A 16,615-nucleotide genomic window follows, 5' to 3' on the forward strand; every position below is an offset into this window, starting at 1 on the left:
CCCATGCTTCTGAATAGAAGCGTGGGCTTTTTATTTTTTGTCGCAGCTCATTGCTGTGCAACAAACGAGTTTTAAAGTGCCAAGTAGTTATAAATAGAAAGCATCGAAAAACGGCAGTGGATAACAGGAATAACTCTAAAACCTTATCCAAATTAAAAAAGCAGCGAGGAGTCTCTATGAGTAAGTTCACCATCAAACCCTTGGTTCTGGCGATGGCCGCCAGTATGTTGCCCGCGGTTAGTTATGCGCAGGATGCAGCAGACGCAGAGCTGGAGGAAGTGATTGTTACCGGCAGTTTTCGCGCGAGTTTAGCCAACGCGCTAAATACCAAACGCAACTCAGCCAACAATGTCGATGCGATTGTGGCGGAAGACATGGGCAAAATGCCCGACCTTAACCTCGCCGAATCCCTGCAGCGTGTGCCCGGTGTTGCCATTACCCGCGAAGGCGGTGAAGGTAGAAATATTACCGTACGCGGCCTTGGCCCCGGTTTTTCTGCCACCACCTTAAACGGCATGGAAGTACCCTCCAGTACCGGTGGTCTGGATTCCTCTGGCGGCGTAAACCGCGGCCGCTCGTTTGACTTCAATGTATTTGCGTCGGAACTGTTTAATAAAATTATTTTGAATAAATCGTCCAAGGGTTCACTGGAAGAGGGTGGCCTGGCCTCCACCGTGGAACTCTATTCTGCCAAACCTTTTGATAACCCTGGCCCGCACGCTGTGATTGGCGGCTCTATGGCGGTGGATAATTTAACCGGTGAAGACGACCCGCGCGTAGTGGGCATGTTTAGCAATACCTTTGCCGACGATAAGTTTGGTGTGCTGGTGAGTTTTGCCCAATCCGAGCGCAATATTCGCCAGGAAGGTTTTGGCAGTGTGCGGTATACCTCGCCTCATGATAATTCCAAAAGAAAATTTCCTGTCAATGATTCTGCTGTTGATATTCAAGGTACTGCCAATCCTTTAGCTAATTACCCAATCTATGATTCTTCGAGTCCACTTTTTCAAGAAGAGCTTTTAACTGATGAACTAAGGGAGCAACTACAAAACAAAAAACTCGACTTTATGTTGTTCCCGCGTCTGCCGCGTATGGATTCTTTTAGCACAGACCAAGAACGCACCGGTGTGACCGGCTCCTTCCAATTCCGTCCTAACGATAGAATGGAATTTACCTTGGATTATTTAAATTCGCAGTTAAGTACCGAAGTTACTTCGTATAATTTCTTTGCGCAATTCCGCAATGTTTTTAATACCACAACTCCAACTAGCATTGTGTTGGATGATGCTGGCCGTGTGGCGGTAGCCGGTGAATTTACTGGTGTTAGTCCGCGTTCTGAAAGTCGCGGTCAATTTAGTGATACTGAATTTGAGCAGGTGGTGCTGTCGGGAAAAATAGATTTAACCGATAATTTAAAATTGGATGTAATGTTCGGTAATGCCAATGTCGTACACGATGAAGAGCAGTATCGGTTTAATCTGGATGCACTTAACGCAAGTTACACCAATCCCGCCGCGCCACGCCGTCAAGCGATTAATGGTTTAAACCCCACTTATTTCTCTTATGATTTCCGCGCGAATAGTGACATAGCAGAAATGACTTATGGTTTTGATATAACCGACCCACTCAATTTTCATTTCACCGGGCCTACCATTCAAAAAGATATTGTTGACCGCGATAATGATACTTTCCGCTCAGACCTTACTTGGGATCTGGATGAATCCAGTGTAAAAACCGGTGTCATCTTTAATGAGCGCAATATTTCCTCTGAGCGCTATCAGCCGGTTGCTGGCTCTATCACTGAGCCTGTCGCCAGAGTCAGTACAGGTTCGGGCAGCGCCTTTATTTTGCCGATTACCGAAGCGACGCGCGGTTTGGTAACAACCTTATCGGCGGTAACCAATGGCTACGGTGATGCGGTGAATCCACCGGGTGGTTTCCCCACTGACTTTGTGATTGCAGATTTTGCTGCAACTCGCGCTGCGTACAATGCCGGTTCATTTGAGCTACAAAAAAATAGTGGTCAAACTTTTGATATTACCGAAGAGACTGCTGGTGCCTATGTGGAATACAACCGCAATATGGAATTGGCAGGTATGCCATTGATGGTAAATGGTGGTTTGCGTTATGTAGAAACTGAAGTAACGTCGCTCGGTGTTGCAGGTGAAAGTGAAAGTAAATTAACTAATGATTACGCTGAGTGGCTGCCATCAGCTAACGCCACATTGGAAGTGGTGGAAGATTTTGTGGTGCGTTTGAGTGCGAATAGAAATTTGACTCGCCCCGGTTTGGCCAGTATGACCGCAACGGTCAATGCAACACCCGTCAACGGTAATGTGTCTGTGGGAAATCCCGCGTTGAATCCAACGATTGCCGATGCAATTGATTTGGGATTTGAATGGTATTTTGCTGAAGAGGCTGTGTTGGGTATTACTTTCTTCCGCAAAGATATTGACAGTTTTGTGCTGGGCAAAGTGGTTAACACCACCTTAACACCGGAGCTGCGCAATATTATTGGCAGCGCTTATCCTCAGTACAATCCCAATTCACCGTCTTATGATCCCAATGTTGTTTCATTGGATGGCAACTGGAATATCAATACTTCCGTTAATAGTAAAGGTTCAACGCTGGACGGTTATGAAATTTCCTATCAGCAACCCTTTACCTTTCTGCCCAGTGCCTTGGAAGGCTTAGGTATGTTTGCCAACTACACCTATGTCAGTTCAGAAACAACTTATGAAACCAGTTTTGGTGATGTAAAAGGTCCGCTTACTGGCTTATCAGAAAACAGCTACAACTACGGTGTTTATTTTGAGCGCGAACAGTTTGGTGCGCGTTTGGTAGTGAATGGTCGCGATGATTATGTTACTGCTATTCCCGGTAGTGATCTCAACTATTCAGAAAACACCAGCGGCCCAACCCGGGTAGATATGTCAGCGTTTTATAACATTACTGAAAATGTCAAAGTGAGCCTGGAAGTCATCAACCTGACTGAAGAGGACGAGCGTCTCTACACTACCGGCCCGCAGGCATCAGGCGGCGATTTGAACCTCGTGCGTGAGATCAACAATACCGGTCGTGAAATTAGTTTGGGTCTTCGTGCGACCTTCTAAGGTTTATTAGTCGTTATTTTCCTGCATTAATCCAATGAACCATTGGCAGTTGCCGATGGTTCAGTGTTCTCCTGCAAATTTTATTTCCTGGATCAATCGCCATGAAAAAATTTCTCTTCTCTGTGCGGCTATTAATAGCTGGTGCTATGTTTAGCTTCTGCATTTCTGTTCACGCACAAACGTCTACCGACAACAGCGCGCTGGCTACTACCGAGTTGATGGCTAATTCCATTATGCAGCGCCATCCGCAAGCCTGGGCTATGCGTGAGTTCAAGCAATTAAAAGAGCCTGAGTGGGGCTATCCCTATTCGCTGGTGCTCTATGGTTTTCAAAAACTGTATTTAAAAACCGGTAACGAGGCCTACCTGGCTTATGCCAAAACCTTTGTCGATCAATTGATTGATGCCGATGGAAAAATCAAAGGGTATGCGATTACCGAATTCAATATAGATTCCATCAACCCCGGGAAATTACTTTTCCTGCTGCATGAAAAATACCAGGACAAACGATATCTAACTGCCATGCAAACCCTGCGCACGCAACTGCAATGGCAACCGCGCACCACTGGCGGCGGTTTTTGGCATAAAAATATTTACCCCTGGCAAATGTGGTTGGATGGCCTGTATATGGGCGCACCTTATTACGCCCAGTACGCGCAGCAATTTAATGAGCCTGCCAAATCTTTTGACGATATTGCGCACCAATTTTTATTAATTGAAAGCAAAACACGCGATGCAAAAACCGGATTGCTTTATCACGCCTGGGATGAAAGCCACCTACAATTGTGGGCGAATAAAGACACCGGCTTGTCGCCACATTTCTGGTCGCGCTCCATGGGCTGGTACGCCATGGCGCTGGTGGATACTCTGGATTATTTCCCCGCTAAACATCCAAAACGCAAAGAATTAATTCGCCTGTTGAATGAATTGGCGGAAGCATTGTTGACGGTGCAGCACCCCAGCCACCTCTGGTATCAAGTCACGGATCAGGGGGATCGTTACGGCAATTATCTGGAAACCTCCGGCAGCGCCATGTTTGCTTACGCGTTTGCCAAGGGGGTGAATAAAAAATACCTGCCACAAAAGTATCAACAAATCGCCACCGATATTTTTAACGGCATAGTGCAGGGCCATACTGAATTTGATAAACAAGGTCAGCTGCATTTAAAAAATACCTGTGGCAGTGCCGGGCTGGGTAATGAGCCTTATCGTACCGGTACTTTTGAATATTACGTGAGTGAAGCCATTCGCACCGATGATCCTCACGGCTTGGGGCCTTTTATATTGGCCGGTGTTGAAATTGCCGCTTTCCAATAATGCCTGGTCTGGAATTGCATAGTGAGTGTTTGCCCTGCGCCGCTAAACGTGCGGGCGATAAAAACCAAAGAGAATTCAAGATGAAAATGACAAGAAACCTGTTTGTTGTGTTAGTGCAGTGTTTAATGATTTCACTGGCACAAGCGAATACCGATTTTTATAAACCCTCAGATTGGCAGCAAATGGATGTGATCCTTGCCAAGATCCAAGCGCCAAAAATTCCGGCAGTGGATTTCCCCATTACTGCTTTTGGTGCGCCCAAGGATGCAAAAACGGATGCGCGCCCGGCAATTATGCGTGCCATTAATGCCGCCGCCCAAGCAGGCGGCGGGCGCGTCGTTATTCCACCCGGCACCTGGTTATCCAATGGTCCGGTGCAATTGCAAAGCCGCATTAATTTACACCTGCAGGAGGGCGCTACCTTATTGTTTAGCGCGCAAACCAAACACTACCTGCCGGTGGTATTTACCCGCTGGGAAGGTACGGAAATTTACGGCTACTCGCCGCTTATTTATGCCAATAAAGTGACCGATGTAGCGATTACCGGTAAAGGCAAAATTGATGGCAATGCAAAAAGTGAATTTTTAAGTTGGGCAAAAAAGCAGGCACCTGACATCGCTAAATTGCGGCAGATGGGGTTTGATGGTGTGCCCTTAGAGCAGCGTCAATTTGGTAAAGGTCATTACCTGCGCCCATCGCTGATTCAAATTGTGAACGCAGAGCGGGTATTGCTGGAAGATTACACCGCGGTAAATTCGCCGTTTTGGGTTAACCATTTGGTGTATACCGATCACGCACAAATGCGCGGTGTGAAAGTGGACAGTATGTTTGCCAATAACGATGGAATTGATATTGATTCAGGGCGCTGGGTAGTGATTGAAAACAATCATTTCAAAACCGGCGATGATTCTATTGTGATTAAGTCCGGTCGCGATTTGGACGGCCGCACCATTGCTCGCCCCAGTGAAAATATTGTGGTGAGAAATAATTTGTTAGATGGTGAGGATGGCATAGGACTGGGCAGTGAAATGTCGGGCGGGATTAAAAACGTCTATTTTACTGACAACAATTATTTAAAAGGCACTTCAGCATTTCGTTTAAAAGCCAATCTGGATCGCGGCGGCAGTGTGGAGCATGTGCGTATCCGCAATATGAATATAGGTACTGCCAAATATTTATTTTGGTTTGATTTAAGCTACGTGGCGGGTTATTTGGGGGGAAACTTTCCTTCGCGCTACCAGGATATAGTGTTTGAAAATATTGCTGTTGAAAAAGTGGACACCTTTTTTATCAGCCATGCACCGGAAGTGCAGCCGTTGGAAGACGTGTTGTTTAAAAACATCAAGGTTAAATCCGCCGGTGAATTTATGGAGTTCACTGGTTTGAAAAATGTGACCTTTAGTGATGTGCAGGTTAACGGCCAAAAACTATCGGCTCATTTTGAATAGGTCTTAGTCCTTGCGATACCGCTCCCTGCATTTGCTGCGTAGCGTAAAATTCCTGCTGTTGCTCTGGTTGGGCACAGCGGGAATTGTTGCTCAGGCGCGCCATGTTATTTATGTCGCCAATAGCGATTCACATTCGATCTCTGTATTTGGTTTTGATCTTGAAGCCAATCATCTAACCCTGCAGCAAACTGTGCCCGTCGGCGGCGCGGTTATGCCTATGGCATTGTCCTCTGGTGAATTGTCTCCTGGTGAGTTGTCTCTTGAATTGCCTCCCGGTAAATCGCCTGGCGATAAACCTTTGCTCTATGCTGCGACCCGCTCACAACCTTATCAGCTGCTGACATTTTCAATTGATCCCGCAACGGGCCATTTAAGTGAGCGCGCCGCTGTGCCGCTTACACAAAATATGGCAAATATTGCACTGGATGCCAGCGGCCGGTTTTTGTTTGCCGTGTCTTATAGCGGGAATAGCCTGCACCTTCATCCGCTCAATAAACAGGGTGTTCCTTTGGCCGAATCCAGTGTCATTCCACTTGGCCTGCACCCGCATCAGGTGACTGCAGATCCGGCAAATCAATTTATTTATGTTTCCCTGTTAGGCAGTGATCGTGTGGATTATTTTCGCTTAAATAAAAATGCGTCTAGCGTCAAAACACTTGAGCCTGCCCAAACGCCAGCACTGCACACGGCGCCAGGTTCAGGCCCGCGACATTTTGTGTTTTCTACCACAGGGGAATTTTTATATTTGCTTAATGAGTTGGCCGGCAGTTTACAGGTGTATAAACGCAATGCTCGCAGTGGTAAGGCGAGTTTATTACAAAGCCATTTGCTCACCAGTGCCACCAAAAAAGCTTGGGCTGCAGACATACACCTGACAGCAGGCGGGCGCTTTATCTATGCCACCGAGCGCAGCACCAGTCAGCTTGTGGGCTTTAGTGTCGATCATCGCAGCGGGCGTTTAACGCCTGTTGGTAGTTGGTCAACTGAACAGCAGCCGCGTGCGTTTAGTATCTCGCCTGATGGTAAATGGTTGGCGGTGGTTGGCCAGCTATCGCAGCGTATGAGTATTTATGCCATCGACCAAAATAGCGGCCAATTGCGTTTGCTCGGTGCGCATTCAACCGGAAAAAATCCGGCCTGGGTAGAGATTGTTGAGCTCCCTAAACCCGCGCCCTGAGTTATAACCACTAGCCTGCCACATTTATTCATGCTCAAAGTAAATCAATTTAGTTATCGATTGGTTTGATTCGGTAATAATAAGCTCGCAAAATTGACAGTGCGAATTTGTCGCCTGACCAAAAGAAAATTAACAATAAAAAGCCAAGACGTTGAGAGGTAAAAGTCATGGGCAGCGCACCAGTGATTAGCTCCACCAGCAAAATATCGGCGGCATCGCGCACACGCTGGGGAATTTTGGCGATGTTATTTGTTGCCACTACTATCAATTATGCCGATCGCGCCACTATTGCCATTGCCGGCCCCGACCTTGCCAAAGACCTTGGTTTAACATCGCTGCAAATGGGTTATGTATTTTCAGCCTTTGCCTGGTCTTATGTATTGGCGCAAATTCCCGGTGGTTGGTTGCTAGATAAGTTCGGCTCCAAAATCACTTATTTTTTCAGTATTTTCCTCTGGTCGCTGTTTACCTTATTGCAGGGTTTTGTTGGCTTTTTTTATGGCGCAGCGGCGCTGGTGTTATTAATTGTATTGCGATTATTGGTGGGCGCCGCAGAAGCGCCGGCCTTTCCCGGCAATAGCCGTATTACCTCGGCTTGGTTCCCTACCCATGAGCGCGGCTTGGCGGCCTCCATTTTTAATTCCGCACAATATTTTGCCACCGTTGCTTTTGCACCGCTGATGGGGTGGATGGTGTACAGCTTTGGCTGGCAAAGTATTTTTTATTTTATGGGCGGGCTGGGCATTGTTATTGCGATGATTTGGCTCAAGGTTATTTACAGCCCCAAAGAACACCCCGGTGTGAGCCGCAGTGAGCTGGATTATATTGCCCAAGGCGGCGCGCTGGTCGAATTGGATAGTCATCGTCAGCAGCAAACTCCTGCTGTGAATACCCTGGCCTGTATTAAAGAATTATTAAGTTCACGCATGCTGCTGGGTGTGTATATTGGCCAGTATTGTATTAACGCACTGACTTATTTTTTCCTCACCTGGTTCCCACTCTATTTAGTGCAAGAGCGCGGCATGAATATTTTGCAGGCCGGTTTTTTAGCATCGCTGCCAGCCATTGCCGGTTTCCTTGGTGGTGTTTCCGGTGGTTGGTTTTCGGATCGATTATTAAAAAAAGGTTACTCACTGACCTTTGCGCGCAAATTGCCGATTGTAGTCGGTATGCTGATGTCCACTTCCATGATCGCCTGCAATTATGTGGATACCGATGCGCTGATTATTGCGATTATGTCGCTCGCATTTTTTGGCAAGGGTGTGGGCGCTTTGGGTTGGGCCGTAGTTGCTGACACGTCGCCCAAAGAGGCCGGCGGCCTTTCCGGTGGATTATTCAATACCTTTGGTAATTCCGCGGGCATAGTGACGCCCATTGTGATTGGTTACATAGTGCATAGCACCGGTTCGTTTGCAGGAGCACTTGCCTATGTCGGCGCCCATGCTGCGCTGGTGATTATCAGCTATCTGTTTATTGTGGGCGATATAAAACGTATCACCTTAAGCAAATGTTTGAATAGCCAAACAACTGAAAAAGCATCGGTATAAATTGCGCGATTTTTTTAAAACAAGCGCTACCTATTTTTAGTAGAGGTTTTGCATGACCCAACTGCTTATCAAAATGCATCCGGCGGACAATGTTGCCGTAGTGGTAACTGCTGGTGGATTGCCCGCAGGAACACAAGTGGCCGATGGTTTGTCGCTTGTTGAAAATATTCCCCAGGGCCATAAGGTTGCCTTGGAAACTATTGCGCAGGGCAATGCGGTTATTCGCTATAACGTAGTGATTGGTCGCGCTAAACAAACCATTGTCGCGGGCGCTTGGGTAAATGAAAATTTACTGGAAATGCCACCGGCTTTGGGTTTGGAAAATTTGCCCATAGCAACGCGTATTGCCGCGGCCGTTGAGCCGCTAAGTGGTTACACGTTTCAAGGTTATCGCAATGCCGATGGCAGTGTGGGTACGCGCAATATTTTGGCCATTAGCCAAACCGTACAGTGTGTGGCCGGTGTAGTGGAATTTGCCGTAAAACGCATTCGCGAAGAATTGTTGCCTAAATATCCCAACGTGGATGGTGTAGTGGGTTTGGCGCACAGTTATGGTTGTGGTGTTGCAATCGATGCACCCAATGCGCCGATTCCTATTCGCACACTCAGAAATATTGCGCTCAACCCCAACTTTGGTGGTGAGGTAATGATTGTGAGTTTGGGCTGCGAAAAAATGCAGCCTGCGCGGTTAATGCCGCCGGACACTATTCCCGCTACGCTGGTGGATGGCCCACAAGTCGTGTGCCTGCAGGATGAGCAGCATATTGGTTTTATGAGCATGATCGAATCGATTATGCAGCAAGCGGAAACCCATTTAATCCGGTTGAATAAACGCCAGCGCGAAACTTGTCCCGCATCGGAATTGGTGGTGGGTATGCAGTGTGGCGGTAGCGATGCATTCTCCGGCATTACCGCCAACCCGGCTTTGGGTTTTGCTGCAGATTTATTAGTGCGCGCCGGTGCAACCGTCATGTTTTCGGAAAATACCGAAGTGCGCGATGGAATAGATCAATTAACTTCCCGTGCTGCCAATGCCGATGTTGCCCAAGCCATTATTCACGAAATGCAGTGGTACGACGATTACCTGGCCGCCGGCATGGTAGATCGCAGCGCAAATACTACGCCGGGCAATAAAAAAGGCGGGCTATCCAATATTGTGGAAAAGGCCATGGGTTCCATCGTGAAGTCGGGTTCTTCGCCGATTGTGGGAGTGGTTGCTCCGGGTGAGCGTTTGCGCGATAAAAAAATTCCCCATGGTTTGGTGTACAACTCCACACCCGCAAGTGATTTTATTTGTGGCACTTTGCAATTGGCGGCGGGTATGAACCTGCATATTTTCACTACGGGGCGCGGCACACCCTATGGCTTGGCTGAATGCCCGGTCATTAAAGTGGCAACGCGCACTGACCTGGCGCGTCGCTGGCATGATTTGATGGACGTCAACGCCGGTCAAATTGCCGATGGCGAAAAAACCATTGAACAATTGGGCTGGGAAGTCTTTCAATTGATGCTGGATGTCGCCAGTGGTAAAAAAACCTGGGCGGAGCAGTGGAAGTTGCACAATGCGTTGGTGTTGTTTAATCCCGCGCCTGTGACTTAATACAAAATCCTACCGATAAACGCACAGCACAACAGGCAATAAATTGATTGCCGTTAGTGCTGTGCGTTTTTTGCTATCTCCTTGCTTTTATATTTTTTCTCTTGCCTCATTTATCTTCTCTCTTATTTTTCCTGTTTTATATCAATACAAAAACCGTATTAACCCAGTCAGCAATTAATCTTTACCCTTATAGATTCGGGTGCAAAAATTTGTTCCTACTATCCACTAGAGGAGCGATACGTCGTGACCCGTTATTCACCCACAGAGTTTGCACAAGTTGTTGGCAGCGGTTTATTGTCTTTCCCGATTACTCATTTTAAAGCGAGCGATTATTCTTTTGATGAGGACGCCTATCGCGCCAACTTAAATTGGCTGTTTAAACACGATGCGGCAGCCATGTTTGCGGCGGGTGGCACGGGTGAGTTTTTCTCGCTCACACAAAAAGAAGTTGACCGTGTTGTGCGCGCTGCGGTGGAAGAAACCAAACACATTCCGGTTATTGCACCGGCGGGCGGTGGCACGGCGGTTTCTATTGAATATTGCCAGGCCGCTGAAGCTGCCGGCGCGGATGGTATTTTGTTATTGCCACCTTATTTAACCGAAGCCTCTAAAGACGGTGTTGCTGCGCACGTAGAAGCCATTTGTAAATCCACCAAGCTGGGTGTGATTGTTTACAATCGCGCAAACCAGCGTTTGGATGATGTGGAGCTGGCGCGTTTGGCTGAGCGCTGCCCCAATTTGGTGGGTTACAAAGATGGTATCGGCGATATCGAATTAATGACGCGCATTTATGCACGCTTGGGTGATCGTCTCACTTACATTGGCGGTTTGCCAACGGCTGAAACCTTTGCCTTGCCCTATTTGGAAATGGGTGTGACTACCTATTCATCGGCGATTTTTAATTTTGTACCCGAATTCGCCCTGAATTTTTATAAAGCTGTGCGCGCACGCGATTACGCCAAAGTTTATGCAGCGCTCAATGAATTTGTGTTGCCCTACATTAATATTCGCAATCGCAAACAGGGTTATGCGGTATCCATTGTAAAAGCCGGTATGAAAGTGGTCGGGCGCGATGCCGGCCCCGTGCGCACACCGCTCACCGATTTAACCGAGGCAGAAGTAGCAGAGTTGTCCGCATTGGTAGCGCGCATCAAAAATATTGTTTTTTAATCACTGGTTAATAAGCTGTTGCCGGTTTGCTAAAGGGTTGTTGTTATGACGTTAAGCGGAAAATTATTACTCGGTGCCCAACAAGTAGCAGGGAATAAAGGTGTGTTGCATGCCGTTAACCCTGCCACCGGTCAAACACTTGAACCAGCATACACTCTGGGTGGTGCTGACGATGTGGCGCGCGCTTGTGAATTGGCCGAACAGGCGTTTGATGTTTATCGCCAGCAACCTGCTGCAGTGCGTGCGAATTTTTTAAATATTATCGCGTGCCAGATTGAAGCGCTTGGTGATGAATTAATTACCCGCGCTATGGCCGAGACAGGTTTACCCAAGGCGCGTTTGGAAGGTGAGCGCGCACGCACCTGTAATCAGTTGCGTTTGTTTGCCGCTACTATTACCTCCGGTGAGCAAAACCGCGTGCGGATCGATCCGCGTCAACCTGAACGCACACCGCTGCCACGTGCAGATTTACGTCAGCGTCGTATTGCACTGGGCCCGGTGGCGGTATTTGGTGCGAGTAATTTTCCGCTCGCGTTTTCGGTTGCCGGTGGCGATACCGCATCGGCTTTAGCGGCCGGCTGTCCGGTGATTGTGAAAGGCCATTCTGCGCACCCGGGCACCTCGGAATTGGTGGGGCAGGCGATTCAAAAAGCAGTGGCGGAATGTAATTTACCCGAAGGCGTTTTTTCGCTGATTTTTGGTGCCGGCGCCGAAGTGGGTGCAGCACTGGTGGCGCATCCGGTTATTCAAGCGGTAGGTTTTACCGGCTCGCGCGCGGGTGGTATCGCGCTGATGCGTATTGCACAAGCGCGCGCGCAACCCATTCCATTTTATGGTGAATTAAGTGCACTCAACCCGGTGTTGTTATTGCCGGGTGCACTCGCGGAAAAAGCCGATGATTTGGGGCGGCAATTTGTGGCATCGCTCACTATGGGTGCAGGCCAATTTTGTACGAATCCCGGTTTATTGTTGGCGATAGAAAGCCCGGCACTGGATCAGTTTGTGCAATCCGCCAGTCAGTCATTGCAAGCAGCGAATGCGCAAACCATGCTCAGCCCAGGCATTCACAACGCCTATGAGCGCAGCACCGCCTGCATCGCCAATAACAGCAAAGTGCAAACCCTGGCGCAGGGGCCAGAGGCTGCGTCGCCCAACAGTTGTCGCGCAGTTTTATTTGCCACCAGCGCCAGCGCGTTTTTAGCTGACCCTAATTTGCACGAGGAAATGTTTGGCGCCGCATCGCTATTGGTGCGCTGCCGCGATGAACAAGAATTGATAAAAGTAGTGAGCCATTTGGACGGGCAATTAACCGCCAGCCTGCAGCTCAACGCCGCTGATTTTACCTTTGCGCAACAACTGCTGCCGCTCTTGGAGCGCAAGGCCGGGCGCATACTCGCCAACGGTTGGCCGACAGGCGTGGAAGTATGCAACGCTATGGTTCACGGCGGCCCCTGGCCCGCCACAACCGATGTGCGCACCACATCAGTCGGCACCGCGGCACTGGAGCGTTTTTTACGCCCCGTCTGCTACCAGGACTTGCCCTCTGAATTACTGCCCGCTGAACTGCGCGATGAAAATCCACTGCAATGGAAACGTCTGGTGGAGGGCAAGGCGGAGTAAATAATTCAACTTGCCCAGCGTTACTCCTGACGCGAGCAGCTGCGCTGTGTGCGCGTATTTATCCTTTTGGGGTGTCGATCAACATCAGCGCTGCTGCGCCGATAATTAATTTATTCTCTCCCGCTACACCGCTGCGAATCTTTTTTTGTAGCGGTAAGCTGGTGTTGTCTTTTATCTGGTTGATGAGCGTGTGCAACCAGTCGGGTGAGATGGGCGAGCTAATAATAATTTCATCCAGTTGATGCAAACTGGCGCTGGCTTCAATGGAAAAGGCCAAGGCTCGGGCGGCATTTTGAAACCAGTCGGCGACAACTTTATGGGTTATTGGGTTGAGCTGTTGCCAATCCAAATGATTTCCAGATGATGCACAGGTTAGATCCAGTTGCCGATGCAGACTGTTGAGTGATGCTTGGGTGTTGAGCGAATCGCTGCCGGTGTTGCGGCCGGAAGTTTGCGATGGCAGGCCGACCGGCATTGAGGCGAGAAAAGGTTTTTCACTGGGCCTGTGGTGGTTAATTTTATTGGCAAAAATAAAACAGCCATCTATGTCGTTGCCGATATAAATATACAGCAGCTGTTTATTTGCTCGCGCGGGGTTGGTGATGAGTTCCGCCGCCGCGGCGGCAATGCCCTGCGTGGCAATACCGGCGGTGAGTTGATGCAGCGATTGGTGATGTTGAGATTTTAGCTGGTTGGTGAGCTGGCTTGTTATTTCTGCCAAACAGATATTGTCCCTACTGCTGCCAACAATTCCTATTCCATCCAGTGCTCGCTGTTGCTCCAGTGGCATGGATGTCACCAGTTCAATTACGCGGAGATAAATTTGCTCTGCAACGGCGGCGGTTGTTTGCTGCTTGAGTGGGTGCTTCTGAATCATCAGGATGTTGCCGTGAAAATTAATCACGGCAATTGCGAGTGTGTCACTGAGAATTTCTATACCCAGCGCCAAGCGGCCATTGGCTTCAATTTCATACAGGGCAGTGGGTTTGCCCATCTGTTTTTTCTCTGTGCCTTTTTTTCTCACCAAACATTTAGTTGCCAGTGTGTCCACAATTCTTGCCACGGCGGGGTAGGTCAGTCCGGTCAGCAGCGCTATGTCTGTTTTTGACAATTGCCGGTGTTCACGCATTAGCAACAGAATGAGGCGTTCATTCTGTTCGCGCTGAATGGATGAATTTTGCCCCTGGCTCATGGTGGTTTAGTTGGCGGTTTGCAGTTGCAGCTTGGCTTGTTTGTCGCTGCGCAACACGCAGGCGGAGACTATGAGGAAAATAATAACCACTATTCCCATCATCTTGTAGGACGTGGCAAAACCATAATGGTCATACATTGAACCAGCTACAACGGAGAGCGCGCTGGATGCAACCTGGGTCATAAATTGAAAGCCGACCAGATAGAGTGTGGACGATAACCGCGGATCAAAACTGCTGGTGATGTATTTAAAAATCGCAATCAGCATGATGGGCAATTCAGCCGCATGCAGCAGTTTCATGGCCGATATTTCTACCGGAGTTGCAGCAAATCCCGAGCCCAGGATTCTGCAAGCCATAATCGCGCCGGCAAGCAACAAGCCGTTTTTGGCTCCAATTTTATTTACAATAAAGGGCGCTAAAAACATACCGCCCGCCTCCAGAAATACTTGCAATGAATTGAGGTAGCCGTACATGGAATTACCTTCGGCACTGGAGGGAAAGAGCGAGGAAAAATAAATAGGAAACTGCTGGTCGTAAACATAATAAATGCAGTTGACCCCAATCACGTAGGTGGCAAAGGCCCAGAATTGCGGCAGGCGCAGTAAGTCGAGTGCATCGCGTGTGTTAAGTGTATTGCTGTTTGTGGTTTGCTCTTCTGCGGCGGGGGCTGTGGATACCAACAGCAATGCGATTATAAAAATAAATGCGCAACCGCTGGCGAGATAAAAATTAATGTGTGGATTAATATTAAATAAATAGCCGGCAAAAAATGTGGCGCAGGCCCAGCCGAGCGATCCCCACATGCGCGCCTTGCCAAATTCAAAACCGGTGCGCCGACCAATGCGTTCGACATAGGTTTCCACTGCACCAACGCCAGCTAAAAAGGTAATGGAAAAATACAGGCCGCCGATAATGGCTCCCAGGTAAAAATGTGTTTGTAACAGTGGCGTATAAACGAAAATAAAAAACGGACCGCTTAATACCAGAAGTACACCAACCGCAAATAACAGCGAGCGTTTGATGCCGAGTTTGTCCTGGATCAGACCGTAGATCGGCATAATCAGTAATGCCGTGAGAGAGTTGACGCTAAAGATAAAACCCGTGCGCTCGCCGGATAAACCTATGTATTGATTCAGCCAGATGGGAAACAGTGAAAAGGTAAATGACCAGGTGAGGAAGAAACTGAATAAACAGCAGCTTAATAACCAATAATTTTTTGTTGCACGGCTCAGGCTCATCATTATTCTCGGCTGAAAAATGCCAGCGTTTAGCTGGCGGTGGGGGGCGCTACCGATCCGCGGATGACCTGGTCGCCGCCAATCAAGTAAGTTTTTACCGGGGTGTTTTCTTCCAATGCCAGTTGTGCGGCTTTTTGTCCCATTTGGAAATAGGGCAGTGACACGGTGGTGAGTTTGGGCACCAGGTTTTCCGCAATCATGCGGTAGTTGTCGTAACCCACAATAGAAATGGTCTCGGGAATTTTGTAACCCATGCGGCGAATAAGCATGTACACACGCATCGCCATTTTGTCGTTACCGCACATAATGGCGCTGGGGCGTTCGGAGCGCGCCATTATGTCGCGCAGTATTTCCGGGATGGTGGCGAACTCATCGTCCGGGTCGCGGCATACACCTTCATGGATAAGCTCGGCCTGCATTTCAATGCCCATTTCCATATGTGCTTTTTTGTAGCCGCGCAGACGCAATACGGTTGCCGGCATATCATCAAACAGGGTTAAAAAGGCGATGCGTTTGTGACCCGCTTTTAAAAGGTTTTTTGTCGCTTCGTAAGCGCCGGTTTCATCGTCGGGAATAATGGTGGGGTGGCGCAATTTTTTTTCAAAACAGTTCACCAGAATGAGCGGACATTTATTGAAGCTTTGTTCAATTGCTACTTCGCGGTGATACACGGTGGCAAAAATAATTGCTTGGGCACGCTGGCGGCGAAAGTCATTCACCAACCGCTCAAAACTGGAGGCCTTGCCGCCCGATTCGCCAATCATTAGCAGTTTGCCCTGGCGTTCACACTCGTGCTGGATGCCCGCAATAATGTCGAAGGAGTCGGGCGTGGTAGTTAATCGCTCGGTAATCAGGCACACAATGCCCGTCTCCTGGCCGCGCAAGGCTTGTGCTGCCGCGGAGGGGTAGAACTCCAGCGCTTGCATGGCGGCGTTGACACGCTCGCGGGTTTTTTCACTCACACCATCGTAGCCGCTCAAAATGCGGGAAACGGTTTTTACCGATACGTTGGCATGTAGTGCTACATCTTTGATAGAAGTCATGTGCGTTCCAGGTGGTGGGTTAATTATCAGACTTGTCCATTCAGGAACATTTAGCTTGACATATTTCCTACCCTTTTCACTATAATGACCAACGATAGACATTTTGTCAATCGCCAAATAAAGCCAATAAAACGGTGTTGTTATCCGGGG

General features: G+C 48.6%; 11 protein-coding genes. 8 read left to right on the top strand and 3 right to left on the bottom strand.

All coding sequences use genetic code 11. The annotated features are described in order from the left end of the window. The first annotated feature begins 176 nt into the window (after window positions 1-176). From ACFODX_RS10900 to ACFODX_RS10935, 8 genes are all read left to right on the top strand, one after another. Window positions 177-3,113 (top strand): TonB-dependent receptor, encoded by a 2,937-nt coding sequence (locus ACFODX_RS10900; RefSeq protein ID WP_378118983.1) that lies wholly within the window; start codon window positions 177-179, stop codon window positions 3,111-3,113. A 101-nt stretch (window positions 3,114-3,214) separates the two neighbouring features. Then, window positions 3,215-4,429 carry a glycoside hydrolase family 88/105 protein gene (locus ACFODX_RS10905; protein ID WP_378118985.1) on the top strand — a complete coding sequence of 405 codons (1,215 nt, stop codon included), beginning with the start codon at window positions 3,215-3,217 and terminating at the stop codon, window positions 4,427-4,429. 80 nt (window positions 4,430-4,509) lie between these two features. Further along, entirely contained in the window at window positions 4,510-5,877 is a 1,368-nt protein-coding gene (locus ACFODX_RS10910) for a glycoside hydrolase family 28 protein (RefSeq protein ID WP_378118987.1), read from the top strand. Window positions 5,878-5,887: 10 nt separating this feature from the next. Beyond that, window positions 5,888-7,054, top strand: a complete 1,167-nt coding sequence (locus ACFODX_RS10915; RefSeq protein WP_378118989.1) for a lactonase family protein — start codon at window positions 5,888-5,890, stop codon at window positions 7,052-7,054. 167 nt (window positions 7,055-7,221) lie between these two features. Beyond that, window positions 7,222-8,601: an MFS transporter gene (locus tag ACFODX_RS10920; protein WP_378118991.1), complete on the top strand. Its 1,380-nt coding sequence runs from the start codon at window positions 7,222-7,224 to the stop codon at window positions 8,599-8,601. Window positions 8,602-8,653: 52 nt separating this feature from the next. Then, complete coding sequence (gene garD / locus ACFODX_RS10925; RefSeq protein ID WP_378118994.1) at window positions 8,654-10,201, top strand: galactarate dehydratase; 1,548 nt, start codon at window positions 8,654-8,656, stop codon at window positions 10,199-10,201. Window positions 10,202-10,444: 243 nt separating this feature from the next. After that, window positions 10,445-11,371, top strand: a complete 927-nt coding sequence (gene kdgD / locus ACFODX_RS10930) for a 5-dehydro-4-deoxyglucarate dehydratase (RefSeq protein ID WP_378118996.1) — start codon at window positions 10,445-10,447, stop codon at window positions 11,369-11,371. A 45-nt stretch (window positions 11,372-11,416) separates the two neighbouring features. Then, complete coding sequence (locus ACFODX_RS10935; protein ID WP_378118998.1) at window positions 11,417-12,991, top strand: aldehyde dehydrogenase (NADP(+)); 1,575 nt, start codon at window positions 11,417-11,419, stop codon at window positions 12,989-12,991. A gap of 58 nt (window positions 12,992-13,049) precedes the next feature. Here the strand turns inward: ACFODX_RS10935 and ACFODX_RS10940 are convergent, their stop codons facing one another. The 3 genes from ACFODX_RS10940 to ACFODX_RS10950 are packed head-to-tail and all read right to left on the bottom strand — an operon-like array spanning window position 13,050 to window position 16,465. Beyond that, window positions 13,050-14,183: a hypothetical protein gene (locus tag ACFODX_RS10940; RefSeq protein WP_378119000.1), complete on the bottom strand. Its 1,134-nt coding sequence runs from the start codon at window positions 14,181-14,183 to the stop codon at window positions 13,050-13,052. A gap of 6 nt (window positions 14,184-14,189) precedes the next feature. Beyond that, window positions 14,190-15,425, bottom strand: coding sequence for an MFS transporter (locus ACFODX_RS10945; protein WP_378119002.1), 1,236 nt, complete (start codon window positions 15,423-15,425; stop codon window positions 14,190-14,192). A gap of 26 nt (window positions 15,426-15,451) precedes the next feature. Next, window positions 15,452-16,465, bottom strand: coding sequence for a LacI family DNA-binding transcriptional regulator (locus ACFODX_RS10950; RefSeq protein WP_378119004.1), 1,014 nt, complete (start codon window positions 16,463-16,465; stop codon window positions 15,452-15,454). Between the last annotated feature and the right edge of the window lie 150 nt (window positions 16,466-16,615).

This window comes from Cellvibrio fontiphilus (genome assembly GCF_042646205.1).
GTDB lineage: Bacteria > Pseudomonadota > Gammaproteobacteria > Pseudomonadales > Cellvibrionaceae > Cellvibrio > Cellvibrio fontiphilus_A.

Bases quoted from the DNA above. Each gene is read 5' to 3' on its own strand.
- ACFODX_RS10900 (WP_378118983.1), top strand. From the start codon at position 177: ATGAGTAAGTTCACCATCAAACCCTTGGTTCTGGCGATGGCCGCCAGT.
- ACFODX_RS10905 (WP_378118985.1), top strand. From the start codon at position 3,215: ATGAAAAAATTTCTCTTCTCTGTGCGGCTATTAATAGCTGGTGCTATG.
- ACFODX_RS10910 (WP_378118987.1), top strand. From the start codon at position 4,510: ATGAAAATGACAAGAAACCTGTTTGTTGTGTTAGTGCAGTGTTTAATG.
- ACFODX_RS10920 (WP_378118991.1), top strand. From the start codon at position 7,222: ATGGGCAGCGCACCAGTGATTAGCTCCACCAGCAAAATATCGGCGGCA.
- garD (WP_378118994.1), top strand. From the start codon at position 8,654: ATGACCCAACTGCTTATCAAAATGCATCCGGCGGACAATGTTGCCGTA.
- ACFODX_RS10935 (WP_378118998.1), top strand. From the start codon at position 11,417: ATGACGTTAAGCGGAAAATTATTACTCGGTGCCCAACAAGTAGCAGGG.
- ACFODX_RS10940 (WP_378119000.1), bottom strand. From the start codon at position 14,183: ATGAGCCAGGGGCAAAATTCATCCATTCAGCGCGAACAGAATGAACGC.
- ACFODX_RS10945 (WP_378119002.1), bottom strand. From the start codon at position 15,425: ATGATGAGCCTGAGCCGTGCAACAAAAAATTATTGGTTATTAAGCTGC.
- ACFODX_RS10950 (WP_378119004.1), bottom strand. From the start codon at position 16,465: ATGACTTCTATCAAAGATGTAGCACTACATGCCAACGTATCGGTAAAA.